Genomic DNA, 16,568 nt, shown 5'->3' with positions numbered 1-16,568 from the left:
CGGAGGGCAGCGCTTTATCCAGCTGAGCTACGGGTGCTGGTCCAGCGATATGGGCCACGTGGTGTGACCCTGTCACGGGAGCGCGGAAACTAGCGCGGTTGGGGGGCGGCGGCAATCATGCAGATTGCGCTGCGGGCCTGAATTTCGCTGATTTTGGACAAAAACCTGATGGCGCTTGGCTTGGGGGCGAGGTGGCGCGATAGTCGCATGGGTTGCGGGGAAGGAGGCCGGACGATTCGTTTCGGCCTTTGAACAGGCGTGTTTTGTGCCTTTTTGGGACTTTTTTGTTCCGACGGGACACATGAGACCGCCCTGGACCGGCAACGAGGCGTGACGACGATGGCGACACCAGCACAGACAGCTGCCAATGAAGCGGCGCGCAAGGCGGCACGGCGCTCGCCCTTGCTCAAGCTGGCGCCTTTTGAGGCCTATGCGGATCCTGTCTGCGCGCTGAAAGACCCCCGCCTTGTGGCGTTGCACGACTATTGGCGCGGCAAGCGCGTGTCCAAACCCATTCCAGCGCGCGAGGACGTTCACCCACGGGATTTCGTGAACCATCTGCCGCGTGTGTTTTTGATTGATGTGCTGCCGGACGGTGGCTTTGCCTTCCGGCTAGCGGGCACGGCGATTGTCGATCTGTTTGGCTGCGAACCGACCGGCAAATCATTGCTCGACGCGCTGGGGCCTCAGGCAGCCAGGCTGGCATCTGCTGTGTTTACGGCAGTTGTTGAATATGGCCGGCCCATGCGCACGCTTGGGGCCATGGACTGGTGGACGCCGCCCAAGGAAGCCTCATTTGAAGCGCCAGCCCATGACCTTGCACATATGACATTTGAAGCCGTGCACATGCCCCTGTCACCCAATGGTGCAGAGGTGGACATCATCATGTGTGCGCTGGTGGCGTATTCAGGCGACGACCAGCCGCCGTTTCCCGAGATTGGCATCTAGGCTTTAGAGCTCGAGACTCTAGCTGTTTGTCGACCGGGTGATTTCCAGGAATACATCTTCCAGATGACCTTCCTCGATCGACAGATCGCGGATGGTGATGCCCGCCGTGCTCACATGCTCGAGGATCTCAGCCACGTTCTGGCTTGAGGGGCGATAGCCGATTTCCAGCACACCGCCGGGCAGAATGCTTGCATCATACTTGCTGAGGCTGCCGGGCACGTCATTCAACGGGGCTTCGGGTGTCACCAGCAGTGTCTTGCGGTCCAGCCGGGAGACCAGCTGCGGGGTTGGCTCGCAGGCCACCACTTCACCGTGGTTGATGATGGCAATCTCGTCGCACAGGCTTTCGGCTTCTTCGAGATAGTGCGTGGTCAGAACGATTGTGACGCCGCGCTCATTGAGACCTTTGACATAGGCCCACAGCTGCTGACGCAGTTCGATGTCCACACCGGCGGTCGGCTCATCGAGCACGATGACGGGGGGCGAGTGCACCATGGCCTTGCCCACGAGCAGGCGGCGACGCATGCCGCCGGACAGGGTCCGTGCATAGGCATCCTTCTTGTCGGCCAGGCCCATGGCTTCGAGAATTTCGTCGGTGCGGCGCTCAGCGCGCGGCACACCATAGAGGCCCGCCTGAAGTTCCAGCACTTCGCCGGGCGTAAAGAACGGATCAATATTGAGTTCCTGCGGGACGACGCCGATGGAGGCGCGCGCCTGGCGCGGGTTCTCGTCGATATCAAATCCCCAGACGTCGACCTCGCCTTCCGTCTTCACCACCATACCGGCAAGCACGTTGATGAAGGTGGATTTGCCAGCGCCATTGGGGCCGAGCAGGCCGAAGATGCTGCCGCGTGGAATGGTCAGATCAATGCCCTTGAGCGCCTCTTTGGCAGGCTCATTGTTGGATGCCTTGTAGATCTTGCGCAAACCGCGCGCCTGGATGGCGGGAGTGCGTGTGGTGGCATCGCCCCCAATATCAGATGAGGGGGCAGCAGGTGTTTCCATATCCATGGGCGTCTTCCTCGGCCGGTGGCAGGCTCTTTGTGAGTCCGCTTTTCCGGGGTGGCGTTGGTACACCCGTGCAGGGTACCGGGTCAAACGTGGGGTCTCAGTTGTAGGGGTCAAGGCCTCTGCGCTTGGTGCCCAAAGCTTCAACCACGTCAACACCCTTGTCTCTGAGAAATAGCAGTACCAATGACGCCAGCGACACATAGGCGAAAGTAGCCGAGAAAAGCGAGAATGGTACCGCTGCCCAATTCATCCAGAGTGTCACACTATCCAGATGCAGATCATGTGGCGCGTCCGTCCAATAGTAGCGAATACTCCTAAACGCGGACATCAAGGCGACCATGGCCTCGCAAGCAACGCAGATGAGAAAAAGAACACCGGCGCGCCTGTAAGTGATGAGTTTCCAGCGATGGCCCGGGCGAAAGAGGACAACCAGAAAAACTACGCCCACCAAAAGCGGGACTACAAATGAAAGCGCGCTCAAGGCAACTACGACAAAGCCCCCCTGTGCGAACATTGAATTCTCCCTTTTTCATTGTCGGTCGCATGATAGGTTGGCCACCGGCATCAATCTGACTTTGACTATCCTCTGGAGTGTGTTGCGTGGCAACTAAGAAGACATTGGGCGGCGGAACGCCCCTCACCAAGAACAGCCATCTTTATCTGGTGGATGGGTCTGCCTATCTGTTTCGGGCGTATCACGCGCTGCCGCCGCTGACGCGCAAGTCTGACGGGCTGCCGGTGGGGGCTGTGTCGGGCTTTTGCAACATGCTGCAGAAGCTGGTGCTGGCATCCAAGGAGCGCGGCGACCGGGATGCGCCAACGCATTTTGCGGTGATCTTTGACGCCAAGGGCGACACGTTCCGCAACGAAATCTATTCAGACTACAAAGCCAACCGCGATGCGCCGCCCGAAGACATGGTGCCGCAGTTTCCACTGGTGCGCGATGCAACTCGTGCCTTCAGTCTGCCCTCCATCGAGATGACCGGCTTTGAGGCCGATGATCTGATTGCGACCTATGCCAAGCAAGCAGCGACGCTGGGTGCCGAAGTCACCATCGTCTCGTCCGACAAGGACCTGATGCAGCTGGTTGATGACAAGATCGAGATGCTGGACCCGATGAAGGACAAGGTCATCGACAGTGATGGGGTCGTTGAAAAGTTCGGTGTGACGCCGGACAAGGTCGTGGAAGTGCAGGCGCTGGCGGGGGACTCGTCAGATAATGTGCCGGGGGTTCCAGGCATCGGTATCAAGACGGCCGCGCTGCTCATCAACGAGTTTGGCGACCTTGAAAACCTGCTCGCCAATGCGGAAAGCATCAAACAGAAGAAGCGCCGGGAGAACCTCATCGAGTTTGCAGAGCAGGCGCGCATCTCGCGCCGGCTTGTGCTGCTGGACCAGGACGTGCCGGTGGATGTGCCGCTGGATGATATGGCGGTTGTTGAGCCGGACGCCAAAAAGCTCATCGGCTTTTTGAAGGACATGGAGTTCAACACCCTGACGCGCCGCATGGCAGAAATGCTGGATGCAGACGCGGATGCCATTGAAGCTGCGGGTGATCATAAGTCCGAGGCAAAACCGAAGGCTGCTCCGTCGGTGGAGGCTGGCGAGGCCGGCGGTACGCCCGGCGCCATGGACCCGGCCTATGCGGACAACCCACCCATCGAAGAGACCGAGTATGACTGCGTCACAACGATTGAGGCACTGGACGAGTGGATTGCGGAGGCATACGCGACGGGGTTGATCGGGCTTGATACGGAAACCACCTCGCTGGATCCCATGTCAGGCTCGCTTGTGGGCATCTCGCTGGCCACGAAGCCCGGGCGTGCCTGCTACATTCCCCTCACCCACGGCATGGCGAGCGAAGGCACACTGGCGCTGGATGATCCGGCTCCGGAGCAAATTCCAGTGAAGGACGCTATCGCGCGGCTGAAACCACTGCTGGAAGACAGCGGCGTAATGAAAGTGCTGCAGAACGCCAAGTATGACCTTGTCATCCTCAAGCGCGCGGGCATTGACGTTTATCCGATCGACGACACCATGCTGATTTCCTACGCGCTGGATACCGGTCTGCACAGCCATGGCATGGATGCGCTGTCGCAGCGGTTCCTTGAGCACACACCCATTCCCTTCAAGGAAGTGGCGGGCACGGGCAAGGCGCAGATCACCTTCGACAAGGTGTCCCTCGACAAGGCGACCCGCTATGCCGCCGAAGACGCGGATGTGACGCTCAGGCTCTATCACGTGCTGAAACCGCGCCTTGTGGGCGAGCGGATGATGACCGTTTACGAGACGCTGGAGCGGCCGATGGTCGGCGTGCTGCAGCAGATGGAAATGGCGGGCATCAAGCTGGACCCGGCCATCCTCAAGCGCATGTCCAGTGACTTTGCGCAGAAACTTGCAGGCCTTGAAGCTGAAATCCACGAGCTGGCAGGCGAAGAATTCAACATCGGCAGCCCGAAGCAGCTGGGTGAAATCCTGTTCGACAAGATGGGCATTGAAGGCGGCAAGAAGACCAAGACAGGCGCCTGGGGCACCGGCGCGGATGTTCTCGAAACGCTGGCGGCGCAGGGACATGACCTGCCGATCCGCGTCCTGGAATGGCGGCAGCTGTCCAAACTCAAAAGCACCTACACCGATGCGCTGCCTGACTTCATCAACGAAGAAACAGGGCGAGTGCATACGAGTTACTCGCTGGCCTCCACCACGACGGGGCGGCTGTCATCGTCTGACCCGAACCTCCAGAACATTCCCATTCGCACCGAAGAAGGCCGCAAGATCCGCACCGCCTTCGTGGCTGACGACGGTAACGTGCTGATCTCGGCTGACTACAGCCAGATCGAACTGCGGGTGCTTGCACATATGGCCGGCATTGATACGCTGCGGCAGGCCTTTGCGGACGGGCTGGACATTCACGCCATGACGGCAAGTGAAATGTTCAACGAGCCCATTGAAGGCATGGACCCGATGATCCGCCGCAAGGCGAAGGCGATCAACTTCGGCATCATCTACGGCATTTCAGCGTTCGGGCTGGCGAACCAGCTGTCCATTCCCCGCGGCGAGGCGGCGGAGTATATCGACAAGTACTTTGAGCGCTTCCCGGGTATTCGCGCCTACATGGATGAAACCAAGGCCTATGCGCGCGAGCATGGTTTTGTGTCGACGTTGTTCGGCCGCAAGACGCATCTGCCGGAAATTGCCTCCAAGAATGGCGCGCAGCGCTCGTTCACAGAACGGGCCGCCATCAATGCACCGATCCAGGGGTCAGCGGCTGACATCATCCGTAGGGCGATGATCCGTATGCCGGAAGCTCTTGAGAAAGCCAAACTGCCTGCCAAGATGCTGCTTCAGGTGCACGATGAACTGATTTTCGAAGTGCCTGAAAAGCAGGCGGACAAAACCATCAAGGTTGTGCGTGAGGTGATGGAAGGTGCGGCAGCGCCAGCCGTCAATCTCTCTGTGCCACTGGTGGTGGATGCCAATGCGGCGTTAAGCTGGGCGGAAGCGCATTAGCGCAGTGCATAAGCCGCGGCTGGGGAGCAGTGCATGACCATCGACAATGATGATGACCTTCAGGGCCTGAAAAAATCCGGGCGGCTGGTGGCTGACATTCTCCAGCGCATGGTGCGCGCGGCTGAACCCGGCATGACGACACGGGAGCTGGACAGTATCGGGGCCGCCATGATGGACCGGGCTGGTGCCCGCTCCGCCCCCGCCCTCACCTATGATTTTCCCGGCGCCACGTGCATCAGCCGCAACGAAGTCTGCGCGCACGGCATTCCCGGTGACGACATCATTCAGGCGGGTGACCTCATCAACATTGATGTGTCGCTGGAGCTTGATGGCTATTTTGCCGACACTGGGGCGAGCTTCGGCGTGCCACCGATCACGCCCGCCATTGCTGCCCTGTGCAAGGCCGGGCGCATGGCCCTGGAGCAGTCCGTGCGACAGGTTAAGTCCGGTGCGCGGTTCAATGTCATTGGGCGGACCGTTGAGGGCGTCGCCGCCAAGCGCGGCTTTACGGTGATTGATAATCTCGCCAGCCACGGGGTTGGGCGCGCGTTGCACGAAGAGCCACGCGAAATTCCCACCTGGTATGACAAGCATGATCGTCGCCGGATGACGGAAGGCCTGGTTTTCACCATCGAGCCGTTCCTCTCCACTGGGGCAACACAGGTGGATGAGCTGGACGACGGCTGGAGTCTCTTTACCCCTGATGGCACGCTGGCCGTGCAGTATGAGCACACGCTGGTGGCAACGCGGCGTGGGCCCATCGTGGTGACGCAATTGCCGGATGCTGCCTGACCGATGACCGACGCACCAACAGACCAGGCCTGGCGACACCTTCCCGCGTGGGAACGCCGTTTGATGGCAGTCTCGCCGGTTGGCCCTGTTGCCACGGGATTTGGACTGGCAGCGCTTGTGTTCGCCAGCTTCTACCTCGTTACGGTGATTGAAGATGTCTCGATCTTCAGCACCGCAGACCGCAGCGTGGTGGGGCTGTCAGCGGACGCCTGGGCGGCACTGGTCATATCCACGTTTTTCTGGGCGTTCATCTCTGCGAATGAGATCGCAGGGCAACGCAACATCAAGGACATCTACACACTGGCCCCGAAGCTGGCCGGCATCACGGGCGATGATCTGATGCGGGCGCTTGAACCCTCGCCGGAGCGCAGACGCGCAGGATGGATAGCAGCGGTTCTCGGACTTGTGATCGGCGCCGCGTTGTTCATCGCCCAGCGGGATGCCGGGACACCAGAACGTGGGTATTTCGAAGAGTTCACTCTCGTCGCCTGGTGGGCACTGATTGCCACCATGTTGCTGAGCAGCCTTGTCATCCGGTGGGTGGTCATGGCACGCGGTGAAACCACCGAGGTGACTGACAACGTGCTTGAGAGCGCCCAACTCGACCTGCTTTCGCGGGCTGATGCGCACATGGTTGGCGGGATTGCCCTGCGCGGTGCGCTGGTGTGGCTGTTGCATGCGGCCATCCTATTCCTGCTGTTTGTCGGCCAGCCGCTCAACGCCGTGCTCATCGTCGCATTTCTGTTCATCGTCACCATTGCCCTCATGGTGTTCTTCATGCCGCTGCGCTGGGTGCACCGGTTGATCACACAAACCAAGGAACGTGAACTCACAAAGGTCCGCGACGATATACGCCGCACCCGGGTGCAGCTGTCAGACACCGGCAATGCCGGCGCTCAGGCGGGCAGCCGCCTCACCGGCCTGCTGGCATATGAAGCGCGCATCGAGAGCGTGTCGGAATGGGCGATCGACGTCGGCACCATGTTCCGCTTCGTGGGCCTGCTCAGCCTGCCGGTCATCTCATGGACGGGTGGCGCTTTTGCCGAGCGGATCATTGACTGGATGATCGGATAGACGCGCCGTCCTCATAGAGGGCGCCCATACGCGTTTCATAAGCGACAAGATTTGGTCGCACCTCAACCAAGCCCCTTAGGGCCGTTTTGAAGTCGGGTCTCAGCATGTTGGTGAGCGAAGCGAAGGCAACAACATCAGCCAGGGTTGGTGCGTCTCCAAACAGGAATGGCTTGTCGCCCAGGGTCTGGGATATCGCTTCAAGATCGCGGGCGGCAAACGCATAGATTTCGTCTGCCGTGTGCCGGCCAAGGCCCTGATGATGCAGGGCTGCTTTGGTGGTTTTGAGGGCAGACCTGTAAATCAAGCCACGCAGCACCGGCGGCAGGCTGCCGAAAAACTGCTCATACACGGCCCCATCATTGGCAGGATCGATCCACCGGCTATAGACAATGATCCAGTACAGGCGTTCCTCAATCATCCGCTGCAGGGCATGGGACTGCGCACGTTCAAGGGGTGTCAGCGAAACATCCAGATCAACCCCACGGGCCGCTTTGAGATGAGCGACAATGTGCTCACTGTCTGAGACAGTCATTGTGCCGTCCTCCAGATAGGGCAGTTTGCCGCGCGGGGTCTTGCCGGGGTTCGTCACCACATGCATGCGGTAGGGGAGCCCGGCAAGACGCAGCAGACATTCGATCTTGGTAGTGAACGGGCTTGCGGATGTGGCTTTGGGGTCGGCGGCGGGAAAGCCATAGACATCGAGTTGCGGCGTGGACATTCAAAACCTCGTCGGGAGCAGGTGGGTTGATTTCGATGCCCAGAGCCTAAAGGCTGCCTACTGACACCATTGTGTCAGTAGTGATTATCCTGCTTCGAACCTGCATTTGAGAGCCACATGCGCCGCGCTGACCGCCTGTTTGAAATCATCGAGATACTGCGCCGGACCGACGGCACCGCCACCGCCGACCAGATTGCCAAGCAGACGGAGGTCTCCGTGCGGACGATCTATCGCGACATTGCCTCGCTGCAGGCGGGACGCGTGCCCATCGATGGAGAGGCAGGTGTCGGTTACACGCTGCGGCCCAGCTACGACCTGCCGCCTTTGATGTTCAATGACGAAGAAGCAGAAGCCATAGCGCTGGGCGCGCGCATTGTGGCCGCGTGGGGCGACAAGGAGTTGGCGGGCAAGGCGCAATCAGCTCTGGGCAAGGTGCGGGCTGTGCTGACCGGACCGCTCAAGGAACAGATTGATGCCCATGGATTGATCGCGCCGCCCTATCACCATCAGGTGCCGATCGAGATTGATCTTGCCGAGATACGCCGGGCCATCCGTCACCGCATCAAGATCAGATTTCTCTATACACCCGAGCAGGGCCGCAAGCGCTGGCGCACGGCGTGGCCTCTTTCACTGGCGTTCTTCGGACCGGTCTGGACCGTGCCGTGCTGGTGCGAAATGCGCGATGACTTCCGTAGCTTTCGGCCGGACCGGATGGAGAAGCTGGAGCTACTCGACGAAACCTACCCGCGCGATCCCAAGCGCAATCTGCGCGCCTTCACACGCAAGCTGGAAGATGAATACGGCAAGGGTGATCGCACTTATTGAGAGCGTCAGACCTTCAGGAAAACACCTGCGCGTCTAGGATCACCAGCACCTTCCATTGTGCCGCTGGCATCACGTGACGCAATGTGGACACCCCCGAAGAACATGTTGGGGTCAGCCCAGGGCTCTACAATGTCGAACTCCTTGCTCATGGCCTCACGTTCCGCATCGGGCCAGCCTTCCTCGAAGCTCAGTTTGGTGGGCGTCGTTGCGTCCGTTCGCGTGCCTTCCACATGCAGGCGCGGGTGCATGACGGCGTCTTCGGCGTGGGCACCGCGCGCCAGCAGAGCTGCTGTTTGCAGCAAGGCCGAACGAATACGGTTGGAGCCACCGGAGCCCAGAGCCGTGACGCTGCCCCGGTCATCATGGGCCAGCATCGGCGCCATCATGGAACACATGCGCATGTTCTCCGCCCACTGATGAAAGCCTGTGGGGTTAATGTCGTCTTCGCCCAGCATATTGTTGAGCATGAAGCCGCAGCCGGGCACCAGAGCGCCACAGCCTTCGCCATTGGAGACCGTGGCCGAGGCTGCGTTCCCATCCGCGTCCACGACGCTCACATGGGTGGTGCCGCGCAGGGCTTGCGGGCGTTGCCTGGCGGGCTTCTTCAGCTCGGCCCGTATGGCCACCAGCGCATCCGGGTCGCCACTGCATTTCTCGCGCAACGTGTTCATCCAAAGCAATGTCGCCGTTATGTCAGGTGCAGGTACGCGCGAGCGCTTGTGGGATGCTTCAATGCGGTCCAGCCCCAATGCCACCATGACGCCACCTGACGAGGGCGGTGGTGCCGTCTCGATCATCAAATCGCCCGCGCGCGCAATGAGCGGTGCGCGGGTGGCTGTCTCGTAAAACCGAAAATCATCAAGGGTGAGGTGGCCGCCTGCATCTTCGGCCTGGCGCGCCATAGCCTGGGCGATCTCGCCTTTGGTGGCCAGCACCAGGCCTTCGCGGGACAGGGCATCAAGGGCGTCCGCCAGGTGCGGGTTTGTCTGGACGGCACCTTCTTTCAGCAGCTCGTCGCGATCATCTGTGAACAGATCACGTAGCTGCGGCGTTGCCCTGAGAATGGGGTCGACGACACCGAACAGATACGCCTGAAACTCGGTGACCAACACGCCTTCCTCGGCGGCGCGGATTGCCGGTTCTGCAATGCGTGCCATGGGCACGCGACCCAGGCGCTCATGCACCGCAAAGATGCCCGGCAGGAAACCGGGGGTGGCAGCAGCCCCAAGCCCTATGTGAAAGGCCTGGGTGACACTGCCGAAATCCACATGGACTTCACGAAAATCTGTGTCGCCTTGCGACCGTTTGCGGCGCGGGGTCTGGGCAAAAAAATCAAAGACGCGGGTTTCGCCTTTTGAGCGGGCAGTGAGAAAACCACCGCCGCCGGGCGATGCAAGCACAGGCTCTGCGACACAGGCTGCAAGCAGGGCTGCAATGGCAGCATCAAATGCGTTGCCGCCATCCTCCAGAAGCTCGAAAGCCGCTGCCGCTGTGACCTGATGGCCTGCGGCAACGGCTCCCTTGTGAGGCATAACTTTGGTGTCGCGCGGTTATTCAGCAGCGGCGGCAGATGCCGGGGCGGCTTCGCGGACATCGGGGTCCACATGCTCTTCGAACTTTTCGAAGTTCTCGATGAACATGTTGACCAGGGCGCGGGCCTGCTTGTCGTAGGCATCGCCATCGGCCCATGTGTCGCGCGGGTTCAGCAGACGATCATCAACACCGTGCACTGAAACAGGCACTTCAAAGCCGAAGTTGGCATCCGTGCGCATATCGGCATTCATCAGGCTGCCATCGAGGGCTGCGTTGAGAAGTGCGCGTGTTTCCTTGATCGGCATGCGATGGCCAACGCCATAGACGCCGCCGGTCCAGCCGGTGTTCACAAGCCAGCAATTCACTTTGTGCTCATGGATGAGGTCACGCAGCAGGTTGCCGTATTCGCTTGGGTGACGCGACATGAAGGGCGCACCAAAGCAAGTTGAGAAGGTGGCTTCAGGCTCGGTCACACCCTTTTCGGTGCCGGCAACCTTGGCGGTGTAACCGGACAGGAAGTGATACATGGCCTGGCTTGGTGTCAGCTTGGCGATGGGAGGCAGCACACCGAAAGCATCAGCTGTGAGCATGATGATGGTGTTGGGCTGGCCGGTAATGCCGGAGAGGCTGGCATTGGGAATGTATTTGATCGGATACGCGCCACGGGTGTTTTCCGTTAGGGTCGCATCGTTGAAATCGAGCTGGCGGGTGTCTTCGTCCATCACCACGTTTTCAAGAACGGTCGCGAAGCGCTTTGTGGTGGAGAAGATTTCCGGTTCTGCCGTGGCAGAGAGCTTGATCATCTTGGCGTAGCAGCCGCCTTCAAAGTTGAAGAGGCCGTTTGGTCCCCAGCCGTGCTCGTCGTCGCCGATGAGCTTGCGGTCAGGGTCAGCAGAGAGCGTTGTCTTGCCGGTGCCGGAGAGGCCGAAGAAGATGGCGCTGTCGCCATCCTTGCCGGTGTTGACCGAGCAGTGCATCGGCATGATCTTTTTCGGCGGCAGCTTATAGTTGAGCATGGAGAAGACGGACTTCTTCATTTCGCCCGCGTAGGACGTGCCGGCGATGAGCACGACCTGATTTGTGAAGTCGCAGGCGATGACTGTTTCAGAGCGGCAGCCATGACGCTCCGGGTCAGCCTTGAAGCTTGGCAGGTCGATGATCTTGAACTGGGGCTCGAAGGTTTCAAGCTCTTCGCTGGTCGGCTCGATCAGCAGGTGCTGAATGAACAGCGAGTGCCAGGCAAACTCGGTGACAACGCGGGTTGGCAGACGGTGGTCCTTGTCGGCGCCGCCGAACAGGTCCTGCACGAAAAGCTCTTTGCCCTTGGCGTGGGCCAGCATGTCGGCGTGGAGGGTGTCGAACGCCTCCTGGGTCATGCCCTTGTTGTTGTCCCACCAGATGGTGTTCTCGGTGTCGTCGGTGCGAACGATGAATTTGTCCTGGGCGGAACGGCCGGTGTGGGAGCCGGTCTTGACGACGAGCGGGCCTTCCGCGGCGAGATTGCCTTCCTTGCGGTCCAGCGACATTTCGACGAGGGACGCGGCGCCGTGGTTCCAGTGTTGAGCCTTGATGTCGGAAAAGCCCATTTTATCGAGGCCGTAGCTTGAAACCTTAGGACCGGTCTGTGTCACCTTCGTCGTCTCCTTAACGTCGCCCCGCTGCGGATCTTGTGTCGCGCGGGAAGCGAACCTGATGTCTGTCTGCGTGGCGGACAATCCGCCCTAATTCCGCTGCGTGAATGCAGCGTGGCTTAACGCTTTGGCGCTACAGAGTCGATCCACAAAAGCCGCAATCCGTGCCGCTTTTTGGCGCAACGCCGCTGCTCCGTGACCTGATGCACGCGCCGCGCCAATCCAGGCGCCGTCGGCGTATTTTCAGGGATGCATGAAAAACCGCAGATTTCCCATAAAAATTCAGTGCTTAGCCAAATCCGGTCCTCAAGCGCCGTCAAAATATGCCGCGCCATATTGTTGCGCAACAGGCGGCGACAATTTTCGGGAATTGCGGTTACCGGGAGCAAAGCAGCGTGTGGAATCTGCAACGGATTCGCAGTTGGAGGACATTGACTCCAGCGCTTAGTGAGTCTCTGCGGCGGTCCACAGACACTTTGGCCCGGCGAAATAAGGCGCTACAACATGAACGCGTCATCTTGATGCCCGATTCACCGCAGATATCTGCGGTCTGCGATCGGTCCTACACCATCGACGACATGAATTTCAGCGAACGAGAAGAAGGCGAACTCCCCCATGCCCACAGTTGCCCTGGTGGACGATGACCGCAACATCCTGACATCAGTGCAAATGGCACTGGAAGCGGAAGGCTTCACCGTGCGCACCTATAGTGACGGCGCTGCCGCCCTTGAAGGGCTGGCCGGCAAGCCGTGCGATGTTGGCGTGTTCGATATCAAGATGCCGCGCATGGACGGCATGGAACTGCTGCGCAAGCTGCGCCAGACCAGCGAGATGCCGGTCATCTTTCTGACCTCCAAGGACGATGAGATTGACGAGCTGTTTGGCCTCAAGCTGGGTGCGGACGACTACATCAAGAAACCCTTTTCCCAGCGCCTTCTCATTGAACGCATTCGCGCGGTGCTGCGGCGCGGGTCGCCCAAGGACAGCTCGGGCAACGGCAATGGCAAGAGCTCGAACAGCAATGGTGAACTGACGTCGACGACCGAAGCCCAGGGCGTGATCGAACGCGGACGGCTGGAGATGGATCCCGAGCGCCACGCCTGCACATGGGGCGGCAAGCCGGTGACATTGACGGTGACGGAATTCCTGATCCTGCACTCACTGGCGCAGCGGCCCGGCTATGTGAAGAGCCGCGACGCGCTGATGGATGCAGCCTATGACGATCAGGTCTATGTGGATGACCGCACCATCGACAGCCACATCAAACGGCTGCGTAAAAAGTTCAAGGCCGTTGATACAGAGTTTGACGCCATCGAAACGCTTTATGGCGTCGGCTACCGCTACAAGGAAGAGTAGCCAAGACCATGGCGGACACACCGCGCAGTTCCAGCAGCAGCAACAGTCGGCTTCCCGGCTGGCTGGCTTCAGCGCGCGATTTCGTCATGCCGCTTACCGCACGGGCGCGGCGGACACTCAACGACCTTCAGGTGCGCGGGCGCTTCTCCACCCTCACCCGCCGCATCGTGGCCTTCAACGTGCTGGCGCTGGCATTGCTGGCCGCCGGCATTTTGTATGTGAACCAGTTTCAGGCCGGGCTGATTGATCAGCGCGTGCAGAACCTCCGCGCGCAGGGCGAGATTATTGCCGGTGCACTGGCAGAAGCCGCAACGATTGAACTTGAAACTCAGATAATCGTGCCCGATGGCCCCATCCCGCAGATCGATCTGACGGTTGCTGCGCGTCAGGCCCCGATTGACCCGCAGCGTGCTGCCGCCATTCTGCGCCGCCTAGTGTTGCCCACCGATGCCCGCGCGCGACTCTACAACACCAATGGCGTCATTGTCGTGGACTCGCAGTTCATCGATACCGGGCGCGATGTCATTTCGTACGAATTGCCACCGCCCCAGGATGACGAGTTCACACTGGTGGACTGGTTCAATGTGCTTGTGTCCGGCCTTCTGCGCGGCTCGGATGTTCCGCCTTACGAAGAGCTGCCCGGCGACAAGGGTCTCAGCTACAAGGAAGTGCGCGGTGCGTTGCGTGCAGAACCCACCAGCATGGTGCGCGAGAATGACCGCGGTCAGTTGATCGTGTCGATTGCCGTACCGGTTCAGCGTTTCAAGGCCGTGATGGGCGCGCTGCTGCTGTCAACAGAAGGTGGCGACATTGACGCTCTGGTGCGCGCGGAACGCATGGCGGTCTTGCGGGTGTTCGGCGTGCTGATGGTCGTGTCCGTGCTGCTCGCCATCCTGCTTGCGGGCACAATCGCGGCACCGATCCGCCGGTTGGCGGAAGCAGCGGAGCGGGTGCGCCATCAGCGCCACACGCGCGTAGAAATTCCGGATTTTCGTGACCGGCGTGATGAGATCGGCGAGCTGTCGGGCACGCTGCGCGACATGACGCGGGAACTCTACGCCCGCATCGACGCGACCGAACGGTTTGCCGCAGATGTGGCCCATGAACTCAAGAACCCACTTACGTCCTTGCGCAGTGCCATCGAAACATTGTCCATTGCCAAGGACGACAAGGCGCGCGAGCAACTCCGGGCGATCATTGCAGATGACGTGACGCGGCTTGATCGTCTGATCACGGACATCTCGGAAGCCAGCCGCATTGACGCTGAAATGAGCCGCGCGGAAGCCGTGCCCATTGATCTGACAGAGGTTCTGGCAACCTTCGTGCGCAACTACACCCAGTCGCGTGACGGTGCCGAGACCCGCGGTATCCGCGTGACCTTTGATACGTCCACACCGCCCACCCAGCCATTTGTCGCAGAGGTGATTGAACTCCGGTTCGGGCAGGTGCTGGCCAACCTTGTGGACAACGCCGTGTCCTTCAGCCCTGACGGCGGCACGGTGGTGCTGGCCATCAAACGCAACGGCGATGATATCGACATTACGGTGGAAGACAGCGGCCCGGGCATTCGGCCTGAAAATCTCGAAACGATTTTCAAGCGGTTTTACACCGACCGCCCAGAGCCGGACGCCTTTGGCAAGAACTCCGGCCTTGGCCTTTCGATCTCCCGGCAGATCATGCAGGCCCTTGGTGGGTCGTTGGACGCAGAAAACGCGACAGACGAGACCGGCAAGACGACCGGCGCCCGCTTTATCATTCGTCTGCCCGCCAAATGACGGATACGCATCACGCCACCTGCGTTGCTCGTCGCGGACGTGCCGCCTTGCTGCGCGGCCCTTCAGGGTCGGGCAAGTCCGACCTCGCCTTCCGTTTTCTGGAGACCTACTCGGATGCATGGCTGATTGCCGATGATCAGGTGATCCTGTCAGGCGAGGGAACGCAGGTTTACGCCTCAGCTCCCACTGTCCTCAAGGGGCTTCTTGAGGTCCGGGGTCTGGGCCTTGTCAGTCGTGCGGTGCCAGCGGGTGCCAGACTTTTTCCGGTTGCCCTGATTGTGGATATGACGCCGGGCCAAGCCCTCCCACGTATTGCGGAGCCGCGTTTCGAGAGAGTGAATGGCGTCGATTTGCCGGTTATCCCCTTGGCAGCGTTCGAGGTTTCAGCCCCGCACAAACTCGCGCTGGCGCTGGAAACCATCGGCCAGGGGCACTTTCCCGGTGACGATGGCCGTGTCAGCTAAGACAGCCAAACACCCTTTACGCACAAATGCCGCCAAATCTTCTTGCCAAATCGCCCCGGAAGGCGTTGAGATCATCCTTGACGCTCAAGCATTGGACGTCAGCGCCGCTCCTTGGGATCAAGGCACGGCTTCAATTCCACCGTATACGGATCACTAAAGACACATGATCGGTCTTGTACTTGTTACCCACGGACATCTGGCCACAGAGTTTGCTGCCGCTATGGAGCATGTGGTGGGTCCCCAATCGAATACCCGCGCCATCTGCATTGGAGCGGATGACGACATGGAGGAGCGCCGCAAGGAGATCATCTCCGCCGTCAGCGCTGTGGAAACCGGCGATGGCGTCATTCTGCTGACGGACATGTTCGGCGGCACGCCATCGAACCTCGCAATCTCCGTCATGGAGCAGGCTAACGTGGAAGTGCTTGCGGGCATCAACCTGCCAATGCTGATCAAGCTTGCGAGCGTGAGAGTGGATACCCCCCTTGCCGAAGCCGCGGCCATGGCGCAGGAATCCGGCCGGAAATACATCAACATCGCCAGCGAACTTCTGGCGAACGACAAATAACAATAAGACTGCCTCGATAGTCGGGCGGTCAGGGATGAAACACGGGCAATGAGTGCGCCGGAAGATAAGCAGGGCGACACGCCCCAGGGGGACGACTTGTCCCGTGACCTCACAATCACCAATGCCCGTGGGCTCCATGCCCGCGCATCGGCGCGATTTGTGAATCTGGCAGAATCCTTTGATGCGGACATCCGCGTATCCCGCGACGGGCAGACGGTTGCCGGCACATCCATCATGGGATTGATGATGCTGGCCGCCTCGAAAGGCTGCGGCATCAAGGTGCAGGCCTCGGGCCCTCAGGCAGAAGCTGCCATGGAAGCACTCAGCAAACTGGTGACAGATAATTTTGGCGAAGAATGACGC

15 protein-coding genes are annotated in these 16,568 nt (G+C 60.1%); 10 read left to right on the top strand and 5 right to left on the bottom strand.

The window, feature by feature from the left end:
• Positions 1 to 339 precede the first annotated feature (339 nt).
• Positions 340 to 948: a PAS domain-containing protein gene (locus BN1012_RS16470; RefSeq protein WP_052534306.1), complete on the top strand. Its 609-nt coding sequence runs from the start codon at positions 340 to 342 to the stop codon at positions 946 to 948.
• Between the two features lie 18 nt (positions 949 to 966).
• Here the strand turns inward: BN1012_RS16470 and BN1012_RS01370 are convergent, their stop codons facing one another.
• Both BN1012_RS01370 and BN1012_RS01365 read right to left on the bottom strand, forming a co-directional pair.
• Positions 967 to 1,959 (bottom strand): ABC transporter ATP-binding protein, encoded by a 993-nt coding sequence (locus BN1012_RS01370; RefSeq protein WP_197538325.1) that lies wholly within the window; start codon positions 1,957 to 1,959, stop codon positions 967 to 969.
• A 97-nt stretch (positions 1,960 to 2,056) separates the two neighbouring features.
• Positions 2,057 to 2,473, bottom strand: coding sequence for a hypothetical protein (locus BN1012_RS01365; protein WP_043948215.1), 417 nt, complete (start codon positions 2,471 to 2,473; stop codon positions 2,057 to 2,059).
• An 86-nt stretch (positions 2,474 to 2,559) separates the two neighbouring features.
• Between BN1012_RS01365 and polA the strand changes: the two genes are divergently transcribed.
• Genes polA through BN1012_RS01350 form a run of 3 tightly spaced genes read left to right on the top strand, consistent with a single transcriptional unit; the run spans position 2,560 to position 7,335 of the window.
• Positions 2,560 to 5,469: a DNA polymerase I gene (gene polA / locus BN1012_RS01360; protein WP_244442928.1), complete on the top strand. Its 2,910-nt coding sequence runs from the start codon at positions 2,560 to 2,562 to the stop codon at positions 5,467 to 5,469.
• 33 nt (positions 5,470 to 5,502) lie between these two features.
• Positions 5,503 to 6,261 carry a type I methionyl aminopeptidase gene (gene map, locus BN1012_RS01355; protein ID WP_043948213.1) on the top strand — a complete coding sequence of 253 codons (759 nt, stop codon included), beginning with the start codon at positions 5,503 to 5,505 and terminating at the stop codon, positions 6,259 to 6,261.
• Between the two features lie 3 nt (positions 6,262 to 6,264).
• Entirely contained in the window at positions 6,265 to 7,335 is a 1,071-nt protein-coding gene (locus BN1012_RS01350; RefSeq protein WP_043948212.1) for a hypothetical protein, read from the top strand.
• Here the strand turns inward: BN1012_RS01350 and BN1012_RS01345 are convergent.
• Positions 7,313 to 8,053: a glutathione S-transferase family protein gene (locus BN1012_RS01345; protein ID WP_043948211.1), complete on the bottom strand. Its 741-nt coding sequence runs from the start codon at positions 8,051 to 8,053 to the stop codon at positions 7,313 to 7,315. The genes BN1012_RS01350 and BN1012_RS01345 overlap by 23 nt on opposite strands.
• Positions 8,054 to 8,170: 117 nt before the next feature.
• On the opposite strand from BN1012_RS01345, the gene BN1012_RS01340 reads away from it, so the two are divergent.
• Positions 8,171 to 8,878: a helix-turn-helix transcriptional regulator gene (locus tag BN1012_RS01340; protein ID WP_043948210.1), complete on the top strand. Its 708-nt coding sequence runs from the start codon at positions 8,171 to 8,173 to the stop codon at positions 8,876 to 8,878.
• Positions 8,879 to 8,883: 5 nt separating this feature from the next.
• Here BN1012_RS01340 and BN1012_RS01335 read toward each other — a convergent pair whose 3' ends face one another.
• Both BN1012_RS01335 and BN1012_RS01330 read right to left on the bottom strand, forming a co-directional pair.
• Positions 8,884 to 10,410 (bottom strand): gamma-glutamyltransferase, encoded by a 1,527-nt coding sequence (locus BN1012_RS01335; RefSeq protein WP_043948209.1) that lies wholly within the window; start codon positions 10,408 to 10,410, stop codon positions 8,884 to 8,886.
• Between the two features lie 18 nt (positions 10,411 to 10,428).
• Positions 10,429 to 12,042: a phosphoenolpyruvate carboxykinase gene (locus tag BN1012_RS01330; RefSeq protein ID WP_043950475.1), complete on the bottom strand. Its 1,614-nt coding sequence runs from the start codon at positions 12,040 to 12,042 to the stop codon at positions 10,429 to 10,431.
• A gap of 615 nt (positions 12,043 to 12,657) precedes the next feature.
• Here BN1012_RS01330 and BN1012_RS01325 point away from each other — a divergent pair.
• The 5 genes from BN1012_RS01325 (at position 12,658) to BN1012_RS01305 (ending at position 16,565) form a co-directional block, all read left to right on the top strand.
• Complete coding sequence (locus tag BN1012_RS01325; protein WP_043948208.1) at positions 12,658 to 13,398, top strand: response regulator transcription factor; 741 nt, start codon at positions 12,658 to 12,660, stop codon at positions 13,396 to 13,398.
• Between the two features lie 8 nt (positions 13,399 to 13,406).
• On the top strand, positions 13,407 to 15,173 hold the full coding sequence (locus tag BN1012_RS01320) for a sensor histidine kinase (protein WP_081826144.1): 1,767 nt from the start codon (positions 13,407 to 13,409) through the stop codon (positions 15,171 to 15,173).
• Positions 15,170 to 15,637, top strand: coding sequence for an HPr kinase/phosphorylase (locus BN1012_RS01315; RefSeq protein ID WP_043948207.1), 468 nt, complete (start codon positions 15,170 to 15,172; stop codon positions 15,635 to 15,637). Before BN1012_RS01320 ends, BN1012_RS01315 begins: the two co-directional genes overlap by 4 nt.
• A 163-nt stretch (positions 15,638 to 15,800) precedes the next feature.
• A complete protein-coding gene (locus BN1012_RS01310) occupies positions 15,801 to 16,205 on the top strand; it encodes a PTS sugar transporter subunit IIA (RefSeq protein WP_043948206.1) in 405 nt (134 codons plus the stop codon).
• 48 nt (positions 16,206 to 16,253) lie between these two features.
• Positions 16,254 to 16,565, top strand: a complete 312-nt coding sequence (locus tag BN1012_RS01305; protein WP_043948205.1) for an HPr family phosphocarrier protein — start codon at positions 16,254 to 16,256, stop codon at positions 16,563 to 16,565.
• Positions 16,566 to 16,568 lie beyond the last annotated feature (3 nt).

This window comes from Candidatus Phaeomarinobacter ectocarpi, assembly GCF_000689395.1.
GTDB lineage: Bacteria > Pseudomonadota > Alphaproteobacteria > CGMCC-115125 > CGMCC-115125 > Pyruvatibacter > Pyruvatibacter ectocarpi.
The sequence above is the reverse complement of the archived record's forward strand: the minus strand, read 5'-3'. Positions and strand labels throughout refer to the sequence as shown.

Excerpts from the sequence above, each read along its gene's own strand:
- BN1012_RS16470 (WP_052534306.1), top strand. The coding sequence starts at position 340 with ATGGCGACACCAGCACAGACAGCTGCCAATGAAGCGGCGCGCAAGGCG.
- BN1012_RS01370 (WP_197538325.1), bottom strand. The coding sequence starts at position 1,959 with ATGGATATGGAAACACCTGCTGCCCCCTCATCTGATATTGGGGGCGAT.
- BN1012_RS01365 (WP_043948215.1), bottom strand. The coding sequence starts at position 2,473 with ATGTTCGCACAGGGGGGCTTTGTCGTAGTTGCCTTGAGCGCGCTTTCA.
- map (WP_043948213.1), top strand. The coding sequence starts at position 5,503 with ATGACCATCGACAATGATGATGACCTTCAGGGCCTGAAAAAATCCGGG.
- BN1012_RS01350 (WP_043948212.1), top strand. The coding sequence starts at position 6,265 with ATGACCGACGCACCAACAGACCAGGCCTGGCGACACCTTCCCGCGTGG.
- BN1012_RS01345 (WP_043948211.1), bottom strand. The coding sequence starts at position 8,053 with ATGTCCACGCCGCAACTCGATGTCTATGGCTTTCCCGCCGCCGACCCC.
- BN1012_RS01340 (WP_043948210.1), top strand. The coding sequence starts at position 8,171 with ATGCGCCGCGCTGACCGCCTGTTTGAAATCATCGAGATACTGCGCCGG.
- BN1012_RS01335 (WP_043948209.1), bottom strand. The coding sequence starts at position 10,410 with ATGCCTCACAAGGGAGCCGTTGCCGCAGGCCATCAGGTCACAGCGGCA.
- BN1012_RS01325 (WP_043948208.1), top strand. The coding sequence starts at position 12,658 with ATGCCCACAGTTGCCCTGGTGGACGATGACCGCAACATCCTGACATCA.
- BN1012_RS01320 (WP_081826144.1), top strand. The coding sequence starts at position 13,407 with ATGGCGGACACACCGCGCAGTTCCAGCAGCAGCAACAGTCGGCTTCCC.
- BN1012_RS01315 (WP_043948207.1), top strand. The coding sequence starts at position 15,170 with ATGACGGATACGCATCACGCCACCTGCGTTGCTCGTCGCGGACGTGCC.
- BN1012_RS01310 (WP_043948206.1), top strand. The coding sequence starts at position 15,801 with ATGATCGGTCTTGTACTTGTTACCCACGGACATCTGGCCACAGAGTTT.
- BN1012_RS01305 (WP_043948205.1), top strand. The coding sequence starts at position 16,254 with ATGAGTGCGCCGGAAGATAAGCAGGGCGACACGCCCCAGGGGGACGAC.